A 20,452-nucleotide genomic window follows, 5' to 3' on the forward strand; every position below is an offset into this window, starting at 1 on the left:
CAGATATGGACTTTTTTGATTTCGTATAACGACTATTTTGAGAATATGGTTACTTCCAAAATAAGAATTTTTGCAAAAAGCTCTTTTTATGTATCTTTGACGTATCAGTATTGTCAGTAATTATTTCATGCCCTAATCTAATTCTATTTTCAACCTCATAAAATTCATGGATAAAATCAAAGCTTAAATATTCATTTGATAAATCGCTTAACAATAGTCGAGATAAATGGTTAGTAGAGTTTTCTTTTGAATCAATATAATAAAATTTACAATAATCCTCCCATTCTTCAACCTCGTCCATGGAAAAATTAGGATCGGTTATAATCTCTTCTTTCCATTCATCACCATCCTGATAGCTGTGCTCATAGCCTATTGATGCATTAATCCATTCTTTTTCAAAGTCTTGGGGTTCGCCTTCTTGATAAAAATCTTGATCCCCTACTTCAGAAACTCTTCTGACTTCTATATTGTTTTTAAATATTAAGTAACTGGCTGCATCGGAGCTATCTACGCATTCAAAAAATATTACCCATTCATTGAATGAAGCATTTTTGAGTCTTTCTTGCCATAACTCTTTATCCTCAAAAGCGGAGTAGAAAAAACTGGAGTTATGAAGAATGACTAAACTATCTTGAATGAACTCTAATTCAATGGTTTCATTTGCCTTCAAGTTAGGTTCTAAAATCTCAAATTCTTTTTCACTCCAATTGTTAATTAAGTCTATTAGTTCTTCAGACTTACCTTTAAATGGAAATATCATTCCAGCAGATCTATAGCCCATAATTATTATTTTCTGGTTATTAAATTTTGATCTTATCAGAAATTTAGAATATCCAAAATTACTGTATTGATATCTAATGTTTGATAAATTAGCTAAACATATAGTTGGTCCCAATAGTCTTAATAAAGTATGGGGAATTTTTATAAAAAACTACAGTTTTGCAACTTGTGTTATGAAAAAGTAAAAAATTAAATGGTTTCTTTTGGCGTTCGATCAAAAGAAGGAAGTTTATTCGCTTTTTATCTGAGCGAAGGGAATAATTCTCAGTATCATTTATCATAATAATTATTTATTATTACTTAACAATATCGAAAAGTGTGCATGTTTTTAATATATCAACCATTCTTCAGGCCTGTTTTCATATGAATAAGTCTTTCTTAAGCCTAATTGTCATTGCGATGATTGCAACTGGATGTGCAACAACCAAATCCATTCAATACCCTGCAAAAGGCAGCAACACGACAATTTCAGTATCATCTGAGCAAATTTCAGCGATGACGGAATCTGGTGGCGGTGATCATTTTATTGAGGGAAGTCAAATTACTGTCGGGGATGCAAGCAATGCACTTTCCAACCCTGCGTCAAATGCATTTGGACTGATTGGTGTCGGTGTTGCTACAGCGATTGATAAACGAAATAATGGCGCAGCTATCTCTAACAGTAATTTAAAGCAAGCCATTAAATTTGATGAGATCGTGAATAAAAAAATTAGCTCTGCTTTACAGGAGAATCAAGCAGATACTTCTCTTAAACTACTGACTTCAAATCAGGCTTCTGACGTTAAAATTGTCCCATTTGCACGGCTTTCTTTTAAAGAAAAACCTGATGTCAAGGCAGTATTTGGATTGAAAGCTGAATTTAAAAATGCTGCTGACAATAATAAGTCTGCAAAGCGTTTATACAATTATATCAGCCAGAAAAAAGCACCATTAACTGAATGGGATGCAAATAATAATACGGTCTTTTTTACACAAGCAAATAAAGCTTTTGATGCATTAGCACAGGTTCTTGTCTTAGATATACAGCATCAATTAAATCTTGAGGCGCCCAGTGAAGCAAATCAGAAAAAATGTAAATCAACGAGCGATTTCTCGGGTATCACTTTTATCTCAGCACCTGAAAATTTATGTGTAGGTGTGCTAAAGACCAACAAAGGAGTAGTTTTACCAAATTTTGTATTGGTGATTGAACAGTAACTCATATCTTTTGAAATAAGAAATTAGTCAAAATCGTCCGCTAAGAAAATCACAAAAGTGCATATTCTAAAAGCGGACATTTTATTTGGGGGATTACAAATTTATTTTGTATAGGGCTGATTATGTTAAATGGGGTATGTGGACTGTTCGATAAAATGATCTAAAAATTTTTGCAGATATTTTTACTAAAAAATATGGTTGTGATATAAAAATGTTTTAAGTTAAAAATAATTCAAAATACTAGTTTGAGGAATTTATGAATAATTTAGTTGAATCAAATAACTCTGCAAATGAAATAGCAGAATTAAGTTTTATGCATATTGATCCTGACAATTTGTCTAAGAAAAAAAGAGTAGATTCTAAAAAATTACCATTATTCAATCAACTTCTTCAATTTGCTCCAGATGCAATGGTTGCAAAAGAAGTCGCTACTAATAAATATATGCAGGTTATTGCAAATGGAATGTTGACTAAAGCAAAAGATGGTAATGGTCAATTAGGTCTAGTATTAGGGGAGAATGGAATAAGCTCTCATGCACGCTTATTTGATCCTGATCAATTAAAAAAAGTATTGACTACAAGTGTGGCAATGAAAGCTATAACAATGGCTGTAGGTCAAGCACATTTAGCAGAAATAGGCACTCAATTAAAGGAAATGAATATTAAAATTGTTGAGATTAAGCAATTTTTAGATGATGAACGAATAAGTAAAATTGAAGCTATAAATGATTATTTTGATGAATATTTCCTCTCAGCTAATCACTCTTTTGAATTGTCACCAGTCCGTAGAAGTCAAGTAGAGCAAGATAGTAGAGAAGTCGACGCTGTTTTATTGCACTTAATAAAAGAAATTAAAAATGCAATTACCACTGTAGACAATTATGTTGATGATTCCATGTTTGGTAGTGATAAAAGCTTTGGTGATTTATCTAATATGCTTGATAAGCATCTTACAATCCTAAGCCAATGGTTTTTAGTTGCAGGAGTTAAAGCGAAAGCTATACAAGCATTATTGCTAAGTAATGAATATGATTTATTTAGACAAAGAAAAAATGCATTCATTAATCAAATTGATGAGCTAAATAAAAACGAAATTGCTGAATTACGAGAAACTTGGATAAACAGAATTAACTCATTAAATGCAAAACTTAGTTCAGATAAAGAATTAGCAGTTAAACGTAACAACCTTCGTTCAAAGTTAACTGTATTTTTTGAAAGAATTAATGAATTAGTCTCTTATATGAATTTAACAATTCATGATATTGAAGATATAAATGGACAAACAGAGATTGTATTAGAGGTATCGAATAATAGAGTCATTAATGCATATTTACCTGAGCCAGATAGTGAATTAATGACTAGTTTTAAAGAAAATTTTTTCAAGAACCTTGGTAAAATTGATGAAGAATTTGAACTAGTTCCTACTTCTTTTAGTGACGATATTTTAGCGAAGCAAAAACTTGCAGAGAATTTAAAGCGAGAGCAGCAAACGGAGGCATTAAAGGTATCTGCATCTGAATCTCTAGAGATGACAAAAGAAAAAATTAATGATGTTGGTAATAAAATTGGTAGTGTATTTAAAAAAATTAAATGGTAAAAATTATTTTATAGAGGTTTTGTAGAAAATGTTAATACAACTAAAATTAATCTAATCAACCTTATGTGAATGGTATATTTTTATAATCATACATGCTACTTACAGTAGAGTTCCCTCATTGATTTACACGTCTGCAATGATGGTCGGTTGGTCCTCTGTTCCAACTCAGCTTAGTGATGAATATTTGCGCTGATTCAATATGAGGCATTGAGCTGAAACAGAGAAAATGGTTTATTTACCTGTCATTATTTTAAAGAAATTATTCTTCAACAATGGCACGGTAAGTTAATTTTCCATGTGTGGTATAAAGATAAACCTCCTTGATTTCCTGGGCAGAGCAGCCTTTTAAAACAAGATTAAACACATCTCCATAATAGGTCTCTTTAGGAAATTTGACGGTAAACGGTTCTACACCAATGAGTTTACAGTTCGGATTATCTACTTCGATTTTATCAAGTACATCTTCAATTTCAGAGATGACTTTTAAACGCGTAACATCATAAACAGTTTGTCTGATGACGTTAAAGTTTGGAGAAGTGTCGATAGGGCGAAACTGAACCTCTAGTGCTTCACTTGTTAACAATTTACGCTTGAGTTGAGGCGGTGGAATAACAACATTCTCAGCTCCCTTATAAATACTGTCAGGATCATAGCGATCATGAGCAATGGCAGCAGCCTCAGCTTCTTTCTCTTGCATTTCTTGATAAGAGCCAACTTGAGATTGAGCGTGAGCTGCTTCGTTTGTAAGATCAGGCGAAGACGACTCAGATATCTGAAAACATGCTGTTAAAGTTGATACAACCGTGAGCGTGATGATTAATTTTTTCATGACTAGATTTCCTTGTAATTTGAGCATGGAACATAGACAGATTTATCAATCACAGCTGGTTAAACTGAGTACTTTGCACATACTTAAGGACAGCTAAACCTTTGATATACAACCATCGATCATTAAAATTCTCCGCACGATAATCAAAGACCTGATAAGAGAAGTTATCAATGTCAATTAACTTCTGTTCCTTTAATTCTTTACCTTCTCGAATAAGGGCGTTTAGATCACCGCTATAAATAAAATAACGTAATCGATCATTTTTAGGGATGAGTTGCCATTGCTTGCTTATCGCAACAAACGCATTGCAATTGATATTGCTTTCACAACGTCTAATGACGGGAGCAGAGGATGGGTTATTGATCAGTGCTATCACATGATTCATATCCGCATGACAAAGTGGGGTTATTGAAAAACAGGCAACAACAGCACTGTATTGTAAGAATATTTTGATTTGGCTATTCATAAAAATAGAATCCTGATTCTTGTTGTTAGATATATTTTTAATTGGATTAATTAAACATCGATGTCTGATTTCAAAGGGCGTAGAAATGATTTACTGCGGTGTTGGTTTATTCCATCCAGACAGTTCACCAATAACTAAAACAGCAATAGCATCAGCAAAAAGCCATTGACTGTAAGTCCCTGCAAAATCCATACACCAATGATTAAAATCAGACGTGCAAAAGTCCGCTTTGCCGAAGCAATGTAGAGATACAATTCAGCTTAGATTGATAAGATAAAATAGGAATAAAGTGAAATTTTGAAAATAAAGAAATAGTCATGGTTGACTCCTATATGCAAAAGGAGTTCTGCCAAGTCACTGCTAAATGATTCTGGTGGCAGAACGAAAAGGGGTTAGCAGACTGGGCATATAGAACCAGCACGCGCGAACGCGTCCCCCTCCCGTTCTACCGCAAAGGGGGACGAGAAGGTTTCACATAGAACTTATCCTCAGAGAAAATAAGTCTGATGCGCTATATACAACGGTCTGCTAAAACCGGCCGGCAATGTAGGCCAGCAGGGAAAGGATAATAGTGCAGGCACTTTTAGTCAAATGTGTGGGGTGAAAGGGGATTTCTTTGCATTCAGTTTGGGGAATTTAGATATATCAGTGTCTGTATTTAAATCGATGTGGGGGGCCTCTTTTGTGTTTTGAACAGCACGATGTGATTTTATTTTTGAGAATTGCTTGTATTTTGAGAGTAATGAAGATAAAAAAACTGATCTTTCTTTATTTTTAACAATATGAATAAAGCCTATTTGGGACTGGTAAAACCCATTGTAAATCAGGCACAATTAACGCTATAAATTTCAAGTTTTAAGCTGTAAAGCAAGCGGTATATTTCAATGACAAATAACAATTTTTCTCAAGTTGCAGCTTTTATTTGGTCAGTCGCAGATCTTCTTCGTGGTGACTTTAAACAATCACAGTACGGAAGAGTAATTTTACCTTTTACTTTATTACGCCGTTTGGAATGTGTTTTTGAACCGAGTAAAGCTAAGGTACTAGAGGCCAATGAAAAAGTTAAATTGATGGCTTTACCCGAAGAAGCCAAAGAAAAAATGTTATTAAAGGCAACTGAGGGCCTGTCTTTTTTTAATACCTCAGAACTTGATTTGGGTAGTTTAGGGCAAAAGAATATAAGAGCCAACATTAGCAATTACATCCAACACTTTTCAAAAGATGCACGTGAAATCTTTGAGCACTTTAAATTTGATGAGTTTATAGGCTTATTGGATGATGCCAATTTACTCTATAAAGTCGTTCAGAAATTTGCGAGCACTGATCTAAGTCCACAAAGTATTTCTAATCATGAAATGGGCTTGGTGTTTGAAGAGCTGATTCGTCGTTTTGCAGAAAGTTCAAATGAAACCGCAGGGGAACACTTCACACCACGCGATATTGTACGACTCACCACAGGTCTAATTTTTAGCCAAGATGATAATACACTGAATAAAGAAGGCGTAATTCGAACGATTTACGACCCGACTGCTGGGACAGGTGGTTTCTTATCTTCAGGTACGGAATACGTGTATGAGCATAATCCTGAAGCGGTGATGCGTGTCTTTGGTCAGGAGCTTAATCCTGAATCTTACGCTATTTGTAAAGCTGATATGTTGATTAAAGGGCAAGATGTCAGCCGTATTAAGTTGGGCAATACCTTGTCGAATGATCAGCTTGCCTATGAAAAGTTTGACTATATGCTATCCAATCCACCATTTGGTGTGGACTGGAAAAAGATCGAACAAGAGGTTAAAGACGAACATGAACAAAAGGGTTTTAATGGTCGTTTTGGTGCTGGCTTGCCGCGTGTCTCTGATGGTTCGCTATTATTCTTGATGCATTTGATTAGCAAGATGCGTGATGTTGATAGCACAGGTCAAGGCAGCCGTATTGGTATTATTTTAAATGGTTCACCTTTGTTTACAGGTAGCGCAGGTAGTGGTGAAAGTGAAATTCGCCGTTATATTTTAGAAGCTGATTTGTTGGAAGCGATTATCGCTTTACCCACCGATATGTTCTACAACACAGGCATTGCGACTTATGTTTGGGTACTCAGCAATAAGAAAGAAGTGGCACGTAAAGGCAAAGTACAGCTGATTGATGGTAGCAACCTATACAGCAAAATGCGTAAATCACTTGGCTCTAAGCGTAATGAAATGAGCGAAGCTGATATTGCGATGATTACGTGCAGTTATGGTAACTTTGAAGTTATGAATGCCCGTGAATTAGATAAACCTGCGGAGGTAAAATCTAATCGTGGTCGTCAATCTGCGAGTCCTAAAACTGAAACGGCTAAAACTTTCTCAAGCAAAATCTTTAACAGTTATGAGTTTGGCTACCGTCGTGTAACGATTGAACGTCCGTTACGTTTATCGGTTCAACTGTCTGATAATCGAATTTCAACTTTACGTTTTGCACCAAAGCCGTTTAATACCGTCATGCAAAAAGTCTATGAGCTTTATGGCGCATCATGGACAGCAGACAGCTACGGTCAATTGGCTGAGTATGAGGCCGAGATTCGTGCGCTGATTAAAGCTGAATTTAGCGAACTGAAAGAAAAAGACATTAAAACCGTACTTGAGCCAAAACTGTGGTTAGAGCAACGCACGTTATTGAATAAAGCCCAAGCCCTACAAGCTAAAATTGGTATAACACAGTTTGATGATTTTAATGCCTTTGATGATGCACTGAAACAAGTCTTTAAAGATGCCAATATCAAGCTTGAAACTAAAGAGAAGAAGCAATTCATTGATGCCATTACTTGGAAGAATGCCGATGCTGAACCTGTCGTAAATAAGGTCATTAAAGGCTCAGAAAATCCGTTGTATGGTCAGTTTAGTTATAAAGGCAAAATAGTTGAGTTTGTGCAAGATGGTGATTTACGTGATGCGGAAAACATTGCGCTTGACCCAAGCCAAAGCACCACCGATTTAATTGAGTCTTACTTTAAGCGTGAAGTACAACCGCATGTGGCTGATGTGTGGATTAATGCCGATAAGCGTGATGCACAGGACGGCGAAATTGGCATAGTCGGTTATGAGATTCCATTTAATCGTCATTTTTATGTGTATGAGCCACCGCGTGATTTGGCAGAGATTGATGCCGACTTGGATACGGTGAGCCTGGAAATTATGGCGCTTCTGCAAGAGGTGCATTCTTAATGGCAAAGTATCAGAAATATGCTGAATATAAAGATTCTGGTGTTGAGTGGTTAGGGGATATTCCTGAAGAATGGTCTATTGTATCTATTGCTAGAGTTAGTAATAAAATCACAAATGGCTATGTAGGTGCTACAAGAGATATATTTTACGATTCTGGGATTAGATATTTACAGTCACTACATATCAAGAAAAATAAAATTAATTTTCATACCCCCTATTATGTTAGTGAGGATTGGAGTAATGAAAAAAGCAAGTCTATTCTCAAAGAAGGTGATGTATTAATTGTTCAGACTGGAGATATTGGGCAAGTCGCGGCTGTTACTAAAGAGTTTGAAGGTTGTAATTGTCATGCTCTGATTATTGTGTCAGGTAACGAAAAAATTTGGGGTTTTTATTTGTCATGGTTACTAAATTCTGATTATGGGTGTCAAACACTAAAATCAATTCAAACAGGTGCATTGCATCCTCATTTAAATTGTGATGCGATAAAGGATGTGAAAATTGCACTTCCTGATATACAGATACAAAAAAATATTAGTAATTTCCTCGACCATGAAACCGCTCAAATAGACACCTTAATTGCCAAACAAGAAAAGCTCATTGAACTGCTAAAAGAAAAGCGTCAAGCGGTGATTAGTCATGCTGTTACTAAAGGTTTAAATCCTGATGTTGCAATGAAAGATTCTGGTGTGGAATGGTTAGGGGAAGTGCCTGAGCATTGGGAAATTGGTAGATTAAAGAACGTATTATCTATTAAAAATGGACGTGATTATAAAAATGTTGAAATAGAAGAGGGTGGTTATCCTGTTTATGGATCAGGAGGAATATTCAAAAGGAGTTCCGAGTATTTATATGATGGAACTTCTGTCTTATTTGGTAGAAAAGGTACTGTCGATAAGCCATTGCTTGTGAATGGTAAATTTTGGACAGTAGATACAATGTTTTATAGTGAACTAGGGAACAACATTAATCCTGAATATGCCTATTTCCAATCCGTAGGATTTCCTTTTGATAAGCTATCAACAAATACTGCTTTACCGAGCATGACTCAAGAGGATTTGCTTAATTTAGGCTTTGCGATACCTCCTTTAAGTGAGCAGATCGAGATAAGTAAGTTTATTACACAGTATTTAGAAAAAAATTGTTCTTTGATGGAAAAAGCTAAGCAAGCAATTCAACTCATGCAAGAACGCCGTACAGCACTTATCTCGGCAGCCGTGACAGGTAAAATTGATGTTCGTAACTGGCAAAACCCTAATAAAAATAATATCCAAGATAATATGGAGTTAAGTGCATGAGATCAGATGCAACTTTAGAAACCATCTTTCAACAAGACATCATTGCGCAAATGCAAAGCCACGGCTGGCAAGTGGGTTCGCCACAAGGGTATCACCGTGAAAAAGCACTTTACAAACAAGATGTTTTAGACTTTGTACAAAAGACACAAGACAAAGAATGGCAAAAGTTTAAAAGCATTTTTCCGAACGATACCGAACGCCATTTTTTAGATACTGTGGTGGCTCAGCTTAAAAAAGCAGATATCAATGCCACTGATATCGAATCCCGCAGTTATGGTACTTTAGGCGTATTACGTCATGGACTTAAAACCCGTGGTACACGCTTTTCATTTTGCCAGTTTAAGCCTGAACATGGTTTAAACCCTGAACTAAATGAAATCTATAAACAGAATATTTGTCGTGTCGTACCTGAGTTGGTGTATAGCCCATACGCCAATAAGGTCGAATTAGAAGCGACTGGCAAACAAGCTAAAAAATGGCGTATTGACTTAGTATTGTTTATCAATGGCTTTCCTGTGGCAACGTTAGAACTCAAGTCAGAGTTTAAACAAGCTGTGCAAAATGCGATGGCGCAGTATAAAAAAACACGTTTGCCAAAAGATCCTGAAACCAATAAGCCAGAACCCTTATTGACCTTTAAACGTGGTGCATTGGTGCATTTTGCGGTAAGTCAATATGAAGTCTATATGGCTACCCATCTCAATGGCGACAATACCTATTTCTTGCCATTTAACAAAGGCACCAAAGAACAAGGTGCAGGCAATGATGTACCTGAGAATACAAATGAATATGCAACAGGCTATCTATGGAATGAAGTTTTAACACCTGACAGCTTGCTAAATATTATTGGTAATTTTATTCATTTACAGATTGAAGAAAAAGAAGATTGGGAAGGGCGTAAATATAAAAAAGAAAGCCTGATTTTTCCACGCTATCACCAATGGAAAGTTGTAACCAAATTGGTTGAAGATTCCTTAAAAGAAGGCACAGGACAAAAATATCTGATTCAACACAGTGCAGGTTCAGGCAAGTCCAATTCAATTGCATGGACAGCACATCAACTGTCTAGCTTATACGATGCGGATAATAACAAGATGTTTGATTCGGTGATTGTCGTCACCGACCGAACTATTCTCGATGCGCAGTTACAAGATACGATTTATCAGTTTGAACATGCTGATGGTGTCGTTGGGCGAATTAACAATAAAGAGGGTGACGGCTCTAAATCAGAAAAATTGGCAAATGCATTAGAAATTGCACAGCCGATTATTATTGTAACCATTCAAACATTTCCTTGGTTACTACGTTCTATTGAAAACAGTGCAAGCTTAAAAGAGCGTAAATATGCCGTGATTGCTGATGAAGCACATTCTTCGCAAAGTGGCTCAACTGCGCGTCAGCTTAAAGAAACGCTTATGTTAGAAGAGCGTGATGAAAATGATCAGCTGACGTCTGAAGATGTACTCGATGCGGTGATGGCTTCACGTAAGGGGAGTCAAAATTTAAGTTTCTATGCCTTTACCGCAACGCCAAAAGATAAAACACTACAGTTATTTGGTCGTTTGCCGAATCCTGAATTACCACCATCTAAAACCAATAAGCCCGAAGCCTATCATGTCTATTCAATGCGCCAAGCCATTGAAGAAGGCTTTATTTTGGATGTCCTAAAAAACTATACCAACTATAAAGTCATTTATAAGCTGAAACAGAAGATCGAAGAAAAAGATGATCAGGTTGATGCTAAAAAAGCCAAGATCAAGCTCAATCAATGGGTACGACTACATGACCATAATATCTCGCAAAAAGTACGTGTGATTATTGAGCATTTTAAAAAGAATGTGATGGGCTTATTGGGTGGTCAAGCCAAAGCTATGGTGGTGACCAGTTCAAGAAAAGAAGCTGTACGTTATAAGCAAGCCTTTGATAAATATGTAGCAGAACAGAACTATGCCAATATCCAAGCGATGGTGGCATTCTCAGGCGAAGTAGAATTTGCTGATCATGATGCTGATAGCAGTCATTTAATTGGGCAAAAATTCACTGAAAGTAATATGAATCCAAACTTGAAAGGGCGTGAAATGCGTAAAGCATTTGATAGCGATGATTTTCAAGTGATGATTGTGGCAAATAAGTTCCAGACAGGTTTTGACCAGCCAAAATTAAGCGCCATGTATGTGGATAAAAAACTCGGTGGTGTGGAGTGCGTGCAAACCTTATCCCGATTAAATCGAACTTATCCTGGTAAAGCTGAATCGGGCACATTTGTACTGGATTTCTTTAATGAACCACAAGAAATTTTAGATGCGTTTCAGCCGTATTATCAAACGGCAGAACTCGCAGATGTTTCCAATCCAGATATTGTTTATGACTTGGCTGAAAAGCTTAAAGCGACTCGTATATTTGTCATGACTGAAGTTGAGCAGTTTGTTGAAGCTTTTTATAGTAAAAACAAGACCAATGCAGCACTTGCCAATATTTGTAAACCAGCAATGCAACGTTGGCAGCAACGTTATACCCAAGCAATCAATGATTATGACGTGACGAAAAACCTTTTGGAAATTACTAAGCGAACAGGTGAACCAGTTTTGATTGCCAACGCTGAAAATGAATTTACCGAAGCAAAAAAAGCACGGGATACTCTAGAAATCTTTAAAAAAGATTTAGGTAGCTTTACTCGTTTTTATGAGTTTATGTCACAGATTGTGGAGTATGACGATAAAGAACTCGAGAAAATCAGTTTGTTTGCACGTAATTTACGCCCTTTACTACGTGAGCAAGCAGCAGACGAAGATGTGATTGATTTAAGTAATGTGGCAATGAGCCATTACCGTCTTTCTAAAATCCGTCAGCAGGACATACAACTTAAAGCCAATAGTACAGAGCATAAATTAGAACCAGCCAATGATCTCGGATCTGCAAAGGCAAAAGATAAAAAAGAAGATTTTTTGTCGCTTATTCTACAACGGGTAAATGATGTATTTATTACCGATAAGCTGACAGATCAAGACATGATTAATTATGTTTATACGGTTGCAGACAAGATGTCTGAAAATATTAAGATGATGAAGCAAATTCAAAATAATACCCGTGAACAAGCAATGTTGGGTGAGTTTGATAGCGCTTTAGATGATGCAGTTTTAGATAGTAATACAGCGCAAACTGAGCAAATGACACAGCTAATGAGTGACCCTGCCAAGATGAGGCAGTTTGCGAATATTATTTATGATGTGTTAGTGAAAAAGAATCATATTTAGTCATTTTTATAGTCAATAAATAGATAAAAGTTTAGAGGGGATGTTGTGAGTAATTATACTTGGACTAAGACATTTGAACAAATTTCTGAATGGTTATTAAACCATGAAAATAATCAAAGTTATTTGGTGAGTGTATTAAAAAAAATTGGAATAGAAGGTGGGCTACTCGACTATGATTCTAAGAGTAAATTTGATGAGATTAAAGCTGTGCAAGATAAGGAGCACAAGAAGGGTTTGATATTAAAGAATACAGTTACCTTGAGTGAAATCGACCCATTCACTTTTATTTCTTTGATATTAAAAAATTCAAAACAAGAAAACTTAAACAAATTACTCTTAAATTTAAAGGGAGAAATACCAGAATTACATATACCAACTGATTTTAAGGGAGTGCCTACTCCAAACCCACAAGGCTCTTGGTTTTTTGCATATAAATTTGATAGAAAAGCGAATGATATTTTAACTTTATGGAATTTATTTAAAGCAATTCATAAAAAAGAAGTGTTAGAAGATAAATTTAATGCTGCTTTAGAAGTCAAATATACAGCATTAGCTTCTTTGTCGCAGATGTTATTTGTATTTTTTCCACATCAGTTTTTTCCAGTAGATGGTCAAACACATGATTGGCTTTCTTCACGTGAACTCCCACATAAAAAAAATATGAAGTGGAAGGAATACAAAATTTTAATAACTATTCTTAAAAACAATTATAAAGCTGATTTTCCTAAATTATCATATACTTGTTGGTTTATTAATCAACGGTTATTTGACAAGGAAAATGTGGAGGAACTACTTTCTGCAAGACTAGATAGGATTACGGATGGAGTACAATACATTAAGGGGTTTAAGACTGAAAATGGCAAACATCTCGCTTTAGAAGTTAAACCTCAACTCAAAAATTTTAATATCATTTTAGAAGAACAGATTCCAAATGAATTTGAATTAAAATCTGAAATGCGAATTGTTGGTAGCGCAAATATAGTAAATCATGCAGAGAGATTAGCAAACAAAGAAGTTTGCCTAATTAGAACTTATAAAAACTTTAATTGGTATGATTTTTTATTAGTTTTAGATTGGTATGAGGGTTCAATCATAAATCCTATATCAATAAGTAATTTAATAAATAATATTAAAGAGGCTAAAAATATGCTTGAGGTAGACGAACCTTTAAATCAAATTCTTTCTGGCCCACCAGGTACAGGAAAAACTTATGCCACAACTGAATTGGCCGTTAAAATTGCAGCTCCTCAATGGTATTTATCATTAGATATTGAGGATGATGCTGAGTATCACGCTAAAATCAAAGAAAAATATGATGAGTTAATTCAAAAAGATCAAATAGCATTTACTACATTTCATCAAAGCTTCGCCTATGAAGACTTTATTGAGGGCTTAAAAGCATATATTCCTGAAGGTCAAGATAAGATTGCTTACCAAGTAGAAGATGGAGTCTTCAAAAAAATAGCCTTATTAGCAGAAAAGTCTCAAGGAATAGTGAAAGAAACTAATATTAAACTTAATGATGCTCCAAAAATTTGGAAAATATCTTTAGGTGAGCGTGGTGATGTCGAACGTAGACAACGATATTTTAAAAACCAGGAGATACGTATAGGTTGGAATTCAACAGGGGATTTAAGGGAAGAAAAAGATGAAAAAGAAAGCGATTATTACGAAAAATTGAAGTCTAATGCCCATTCGACTTTATTCGATTTTAGTGAGCGAATGGATATAGGCGATGTTGTTCTTTGTTTAAAAGACCAGACGAGTGTTCAAGCGATAGGAGTAATTACATCAGACTACTATTTTGATAAGGTGGCATATGAAGATGATGGAGATTTTGCCCATGTTCGTAATGTAAATTGGCTAGATACTGATATTGATTTTAATATTTTAAGCCTTAATCATAATAAAAATTTAACACTAAAGACAGTGTATGAACTGTATAGAATGAGTTGGTCTAAAATTCTTGATGAGCTAAAAAACCAAAATATTAAAATCGATGGTATTACCGATACGACTCAACAAGAAAGAGAAAATAGAAACTATGTCTTAATCATGGATGAAATTAATCGGGGTAATATTTCTAAAATATTTGGCGAACTTATTACTTTAATTGAAGATGATAAGCGGAGTGGTAGAGCAGATGCTCGTGAGCTAATTCTCCCTTATTCTAAAGAGTTATTTAGTGTTCCATCAAATTTATATTTGATTGGTACTATGAATACAGCAGATAAATCATTAACACAACTTGATTTAGCACTACGCCGTCGCTTTGAATTTAAAGAAATTTTACCGAAGGCTAGTGTATTAGAAGCTGCTAAACAGTACGATGTTGATGTAGTCAGCATGTTGCAAAAAATCAATCAAAGGATTCAGTGTTTAAAAGGCAAAGACTTTCAAATAGGTCACAGCTATTTTATGCCATTATGTAAGCAAATTGATAATGAAAATAAATATCTTGAATTGCTACAAAGAATCTTCAGAAATAAAATTCTTCCTTTACTACAAGAATATTTCTTTAGTAATTTAAAACTTATAAGCTTAATTTTAAATGACAATCCTAATAGTGAGTCAAAAGATCAAATTATTTCTCAAATTGAGAATGATCAATCACTCTTTACTTTTGAGCCACCTAATAAATTAAATCCCTTACATTGTGTTGAACTTAATTTGGATTGCTTTAGTAGTTTAGAACGTTTTAGGCAGATTTATCAGTAATGATTACGGTAACTGAATATGCAGAATTGCAGTCTTATAATCCGGCTGCAACAAATAACTTAAAAAGAGCATATATTAGCCAATCTACACTAGATTGGCTAATTGATAACTATCAGAGTTGGACTCCAGAAGATATTGATGCAGAACCTGTATTAACAGACTTTAAAAAGAATAGTTTTAAGCTAGGTGCTTACGTTGGATATATTCAGAGCCCTTTTAACAATGAACAAATTCAAATTTTACCAAAAATTGAAATTGCGCAAGATTCAATAGAGAAATCTAAAATTGTACTTAAGCGAATGCTTGAGACTGTCTATGACTTAAAAGCTAGAGAACTCACAAATGCAGATTTAGACCATCAAGAATTGCCTTTACATGAATGGATTATTACTAAATTTTTAAATGAGCTTGAAGAGCTTTTACATGTAGGGTTAAAGCGAGATTATGAATTAGTCCAAGACTCACAACCATTTGTTAAAGGTCGATTATTGATTTCACAGCAAATGCGCAAGGGACCAGGTCAAGAGGCTATTTTTGATTTAGAGTATGATGAATTCTTGTTTAATGGCATCGAAAATCGCTTAATACATACTGCCTTACAATATGTATTAAAACTTACAAATAATGATGATTCACGACTTAGAGCCTTTGACTTTTGTGGGTTATTAGAAACAATCCCTCTAGTTACTCATCCAATCGATGATCTTCAAAAATGGCGGGATGATCGTTTATTAGAGCATTATGCTGGAATTAGGCCCTGGTGTGAAATAATTCTGAGTAATATTAGCCCATCTTTTCAGTATGGGGCCAATAAAGGTGTTTCTTTATTATTTTCAATGCCGCATCTTTTTGAAAAGTATGTAGCCAAATCATTAAAAATTAAATCAGGTCTTAGATTACATGTACAACCAAGTCAAAGAACATTAATTCAACATCAACCTCAAGAAGCTAAACAACAGCAATGGTTTAAATTAGAGCCAGATTTAGCAATTCGAGAAGGCTTAGAATTTAAAGTCATTATTGATACTAAATGGAAATTCATTAATGAATCTAAAAAGACTTCACAAGATAAGTATGGAATTAGCCAAGCAGATTTATATCAAATGTTCGCATATGGTCAAAAATACTTAGAGGGCTGCGGAAAAATTGTTTTAATTTATCCGATGCATTCTAAGCTTAACGCACATTTACCCGTTTTTAATTTTTCGGAAGAACTGACGCTCTATGTACTTCCATTTAATTTACAAAGTGGAAACTTAATAGAACAAGATTTGATTGAAGAGTTGCTTTAATAATTAAATATACTTGTTAGATGTGTTACTTTTATGATGTTCATTATAATTTATAAAGCGGATATTGCTTGATTTTGTTAGGAAAAAGTAATCTTTTATGAAAATAATATTACCTGAAAATAGTTTATACTCTAATAAGCAAGAAATATACTTTGAGAAAGTAACAGCACTTATTGGAGAAAATGGTGCTGGAAAATCATCTATATTACAGTCTATCTTTTATGGCTGTCTTCAAAATAGAAGTAATTTTCACCATAAAAAAATAGTATGTTTTTCATCTGGGCAAAATGAAAAATACTCAAAATTCTTCTCTGAATATTTAGCAAATGAACGTCAAGCAAACAGGGGATTGAGTTTGGGTTGCTGTTATTATGATAAATTGTGGTCAAATATACTAATTTTTATTGCTACAATGATGAAGAATGGTTACGTCAGAACTTTCTTGAAAGAAAAGAACTATATTAATCAATCTCTAGATGAAAGAGATGATATTTCAACTATATTAAATGTTTCAATCCGAGTTGAAAAAGCTTATGTTAATCGCATTCAAGATGCTTTGAAAGAAGAAGAAAATGGTCACAACGATACATTTAGAACTTCACCTTATCACCTTACACTCGAAAGCTTTATTCATACAATTATTGATGATAAGTATGAGTTTGATGAACCATTACTTAGCCAAAAAGTAAAATTAAGTTATGAAAATTTTTTCAATCCATCTTTTGCTGATCCAGATGAGCAATTTTTTGGTCCTATTATAACTTTTTTTACTCAAGCTGCTGATAATGATTATTTTTTTGATAAAAATACAACACAACTCACTTTTGAAAATGGATTATCTATAAATGACTTAAGTGATGGTGAATATCAAATTTTATTTCTTTACGCACTGCTTGATTTGTTTGATAGTGAGGATACTTTTTTTCTTTTAGATGAAGTCGACTCTCATTTACATTACAAAAATGTTGAGCAACTGTGGATGGCATTACATGCAATAGAAGGTTATACATTAACAACAACTCATTTATTGGATTCCATAACTTCTCCTTTAAATAATTTTGGAAATTTAAAAATAGTAAATAAAGGTATGATTGAAGAAGAAAGAAAAATTAAAGCGCTTTTTGATAGGCTATCTGTATTATCTAGAATGGAATCTGTTCAATTCGAAGTTTGTTCTAAACTTGAAAATGTAGTATTAATGGATGATTATAATGATTGGACCATTTTTTTAGCTTTAGCTAAACAAAAAGGTTTAGATATATCACTTTTATCTAATATACATGTGATTAAAAAAACATCCAGCTATGGTTGTATGAATGAAGAATTTGGTAAAGCCAAGATAGATTGGGTGGATTCATTGTTATCTTTTGATCAAAGGAATGCAAAAAATATTTTTTTAATTTGTGATAGGGACAATGCTGAAATTAATTTTAATAAAAATGGAGTTTCTGTTTGTTCTAAAAATGAAATTCTTGAAAAGTATAAAAAGAAATATCGTGACATTGGCTTACATCTTTTAGCATGGAAAAGGAGGGAGATAAAAAACTATTTATTATCATTTTCAGCACTTTCTGGCCGTGGTCTAATTAAGTTAGTAAATAATAGGGGCCTTGCGAGTAAAGACTTCCTGAAGAAAGGTAAGCCAGCAGATAATGATTCAATAAGAAATTTAAATGTTAAGACTATAATCACAACGTTAATTGATACAGAAGGAGTTGGATTAGACCCATATAAACTTAATCAATACATTGATATGATTCCATCTTCAGAAATTAGTGAAGATATTGAGAAGATGTATAAATTTATAGTAGGTGAATTAAATTGAGAGCTAAAAAAATTATAAGTAGAATACAAAGTGTTCTCAGAAACGAGCGTAATCTTATTAACTCTTCACAAGAAATAGAAGCTATTTCTTTTTTTGTTTTAGTCCGTTATGCTGAAGTAGCTAATAATATTGATTATCCATATAATAATCAATGGAATGTAAGTAATTATATTGATTATAGTGAAAGTATTTTGAAGGAAATTTTTATTTTTGATGGAAATAATAAGCTTTGTGATGAAATATATAAATTATTTTTATCTTTACCTGATATTTTTAATAAAATAAATTTTAATATTATTCTGAATTATATCATTCCTATTTTGTCAGAAATTAGAAAAAATGAAGATTTTGTAATTCTAGCAGATGAATATCGTTTAATGATCGAAGCTATGGCATTTGATTCTCCTCAATTAGGGCAGTTCTATACACCTGCAATAATGGCGGAAGTATTGGTTAAAATAATAGGTCCAAACTATGGGGGTAAGATTTATGATCCTAGTTGTGGCTCTTCTGGTTTTTTATTAGAAGTAAGTAAATATATCAAGAGCAATATGTTGGATGTGAAATATGAAATAATAGGTTCTGATATATCAATCTTTGCTAGCCTAATTTCATTTACTAATTTGATTTTAAATGGAGAGGAGTTTTTTAATTTAAATATTGGTGATAGTATCAATAATGTAGGGAATAAATATAATTATATTTTGGCCAATCCACCTTTTGGAAAGATAAAATATAAAAATGAAGTTATGTGTGAAAATGGACTTCAATATATAGACTATATTTTTTTGAAACATATCATGGAAAATTTAGAGGAGGGTGGTCAGGCTGCCGTCATTCTTCCAGAACGATTTCTTCATGATAATAATAAATACTGTATGGAGTTGAAGAATAATTTATTTTATAATTTTAATGTTGAAAGTATAACTTCTATTCCACCTGGTTCAATGCTCCCTGCAACTGGAGTAAAAATTATAATTTTACATTTTAGTAATCATACTCCTCGTAAAGATTTTTGGGTTTATGTCTTAGACAGTGTTGAAAAATTTTCTCGTAAAAATCCAATTACATTGAACCATTTTGATGATTTTTTTTCAAAAAACATAGATCGTATTGATTCCGATAATTCGTGGTCAGTGCCACTTATAAATCTAGTTCAGGGATATAATGTTTTTGAGCGTAATAATGATAAAAATTTCTTCCATGAGCTTGAGTCTCCAAAAGATTATGTTAATCAGCTTTTTGAAAAACAAGAAAAATTACTAACAAGCCTAAGTTTTATTTCAGAAAAGATTGAAGAAATAAACAAAAAGATAAAAGAAAGGAAAAAGGATTGTAATTTTATACATTTTAAACTGAGCGATTTGACGAAATCGAGATCAACAAAACCGTTATCAAGAGAGCTTCTCTCAAATAATGATGGTTATAGTGTTTATGGAGGTAATGGTATCATCGGTTTTTATAAAGAATTTACTCTCCTGGGGAAGTATATAATAATTGGTAGAGTTGGAGCATATTGTGGTAATGTGAGATATGTTGAAGGTCAAATCTGGGTTACGAATAATGCTATTGTTTTAGAGTGTTGCCGTCCTGAAATTGTACATCCTTCCTATTTAGCAAAAATACTAGAAAGAAAGATGTTGAGAGGTCTTGCTACAGGTACTGCGCAACCACATTTGACTATGGCCAAAATTAATAATGTCGATATATATTTACCTCCATTGGAAGTTCAAATTGAAATTGATAATTGGCTAAATCAATTAGAAACAGAAATGGAGTTACAACAAAATGTGATTGAGAAAATTCTGGAAACTAAACTTACTCTAAGAGATTCTTTCTATCAAAATTTAGTACGTGTATGATTTAGTGGGTAAACAAGCCAGTAAAAATAGGATTAATCTCGCATTATTTTATTTATGTAAGATATAAGAAACAAAAAAGCCTAAACCATTACAGTTTAGGCGTTTAAGCTTCCAATGGATGAGGTTGGAAT

The 20,452-nt window shown here is 33.7% G+C and carries 12 protein-coding genes; 9 read left to right on the forward strand and 3 right to left on the reverse strand.

Annotated features, from left to right (window positions below; all coding sequences use genetic code 11):
• Positions 1-49 precede the first annotated feature (49 nt).
• Positions 50-781 carry a hypothetical protein gene (locus AC07U8_RS01030; RefSeq protein WP_494737135.1) on the reverse strand — a complete coding sequence of 244 codons (732 nt, stop codon included), beginning with the start codon at positions 779-781 and terminating at the stop codon, positions 50-52.
• A gap of 362 nt (positions 782-1,143) precedes the next feature.
• Between AC07U8_RS01030 and AC07U8_RS01035 the strand changes: the two genes are divergently transcribed.
• Complete coding sequence (locus tag AC07U8_RS01035) at positions 1,144-1,977, forward strand: hypothetical protein (RefSeq protein WP_494737136.1); 834 nt, start codon at positions 1,144-1,146, stop codon at positions 1,975-1,977.
• A gap of 256 nt (positions 1,978-2,233) precedes the next feature.
• Positions 2,234-3,574, forward strand: a complete 1,341-nt coding sequence (locus AC07U8_RS01040) for a hypothetical protein (RefSeq protein ID WP_419338617.1) — start codon at positions 2,234-2,236, stop codon at positions 3,572-3,574.
• Positions 3,575-3,833: 259 nt separating this feature from the next.
• On the opposite strand, the gene AC07U8_RS01045 is transcribed toward AC07U8_RS01040, so the two are convergent.
• Together AC07U8_RS01045 and AC07U8_RS01050 are read right to left on the reverse strand one after the other, a co-directional pair.
• Entirely contained in the window at positions 3,834-4,403 is a 570-nt protein-coding gene (locus AC07U8_RS01045) for a hypothetical protein (RefSeq protein ID WP_234623386.1), read from the reverse strand.
• A 49-nt stretch (positions 4,404-4,452) separates the two neighbouring features.
• Complete coding sequence (locus AC07U8_RS01050; RefSeq protein WP_494737137.1) at positions 4,453-4,869, reverse strand: hypothetical protein; 417 nt, start codon at positions 4,867-4,869, stop codon at positions 4,453-4,455.
• 884 nt (positions 4,870-5,753) lie between these two features.
• Here AC07U8_RS01050 and AC07U8_RS01055 point away from each other — a divergent pair.
• From AC07U8_RS01055 to AC07U8_RS01085, 7 genes are all read left to right on the forward strand, one after another.
• Entirely contained in the window at positions 5,754-8,072 is a 2,319-nt protein-coding gene (locus AC07U8_RS01055) for a type I restriction-modification system subunit M (RefSeq protein WP_494737138.1), read from the forward strand.
• The gene (locus AC07U8_RS01060) at positions 8,072-9,370 is read left to right on the forward strand and encodes a restriction endonuclease subunit S (RefSeq protein ID WP_494737139.1); all 1,299 of its coding nucleotides are present in this window, start codon (positions 8,072-8,074) and stop codon (positions 9,368-9,370) included. The genes AC07U8_RS01055 and AC07U8_RS01060 overlap by 1 nt, the downstream gene beginning before the upstream one ends.
• On the forward strand, positions 9,367-12,624 hold the full coding sequence (locus AC07U8_RS01065; protein WP_494737140.1) for a type I restriction endonuclease subunit R: 3,258 nt from the start codon (positions 9,367-9,369) through the stop codon (positions 12,622-12,624). Before AC07U8_RS01060 ends, AC07U8_RS01065 begins: the two co-directional genes overlap by 4 nt.
• A gap of 45 nt (positions 12,625-12,669) precedes the next feature.
• Positions 12,670-15,342: a DUF8426 domain-containing protein gene (locus AC07U8_RS01070; RefSeq protein ID WP_494737141.1), complete on the forward strand. Its 2,673-nt coding sequence runs from the start codon at positions 12,670-12,672 to the stop codon at positions 15,340-15,342.
• Positions 15,342-16,634, forward strand: a complete 1,293-nt coding sequence (locus AC07U8_RS01075) for an McrC family protein (RefSeq protein WP_494737142.1) — start codon at positions 15,342-15,344, stop codon at positions 16,632-16,634. Before AC07U8_RS01070 ends, AC07U8_RS01075 begins: the two co-directional genes overlap by 1 nt.
• Positions 16,635-16,731: 97 nt before the next feature.
• Entirely contained in the window at positions 16,732-18,459 is a 1,728-nt protein-coding gene (locus tag AC07U8_RS01080) for an AAA family ATPase (protein ID WP_494737143.1), read from the forward strand.
• Positions 18,456-20,321 carry an N-6 DNA methylase gene (locus AC07U8_RS01085; RefSeq protein WP_494737144.1) on the forward strand — a complete coding sequence of 622 codons (1,866 nt, stop codon included), beginning with the start codon at positions 18,456-18,458 and terminating at the stop codon, positions 20,319-20,321. Before AC07U8_RS01080 ends, AC07U8_RS01085 begins: the two co-directional genes overlap by 4 nt.
• Positions 20,322-20,452: the final 131 nt, after the last annotated feature.

The organism is Acinetobacter sp. GW821-FHT01E09 (assembly GCF_059422385.1).

Bases quoted from the DNA above. Each gene is read 5' to 3' on its own strand.
- AC07U8_RS01080 (WP_494737143.1), top strand. From the start codon at position 16,732: ATGAAAATAATATTACCTGAAAATAGTTTATACTCTAATAAGCAAGAA.
- AC07U8_RS01075 (WP_494737142.1), top strand. From the start codon at position 15,342: ATGATTACGGTAACTGAATATGCAGAATTGCAGTCTTATAATCCGGCT.
- AC07U8_RS01030 (WP_494737135.1), bottom strand. From the start codon at position 781: ATGGGCTATAGATCTGCTGGAATGATATTTCCATTTAAAGGTAAGTCT.
- AC07U8_RS01045 (WP_234623386.1), bottom strand. From the start codon at position 4,403: ATGAAAAAATTAATCATCACGCTCACGGTTGTATCAACTTTAACAGCA.
- AC07U8_RS01035 (WP_494737136.1), top strand. From the start codon at position 1,144: ATGAATAAGTCTTTCTTAAGCCTAATTGTCATTGCGATGATTGCAACT.
- AC07U8_RS01065 (WP_494737140.1), top strand. From the start codon at position 9,367: ATGAGATCAGATGCAACTTTAGAAACCATCTTTCAACAAGACATCATT.
- AC07U8_RS01060 (WP_494737139.1), top strand. From the start codon at position 8,072: ATGGCAAAGTATCAGAAATATGCTGAATATAAAGATTCTGGTGTTGAG.
- AC07U8_RS01050 (WP_494737137.1), bottom strand. From the start codon at position 4,869: ATGAATAGCCAAATCAAAATATTCTTACAATACAGTGCTGTTGTTGCC.
- AC07U8_RS01040 (WP_419338617.1), top strand. From the start codon at position 2,234: ATGAATAATTTAGTTGAATCAAATAACTCTGCAAATGAAATAGCAGAA.
- AC07U8_RS01055 (WP_494737138.1), top strand. From the start codon at position 5,754: ATGACAAATAACAATTTTTCTCAAGTTGCAGCTTTTATTTGGTCAGTC.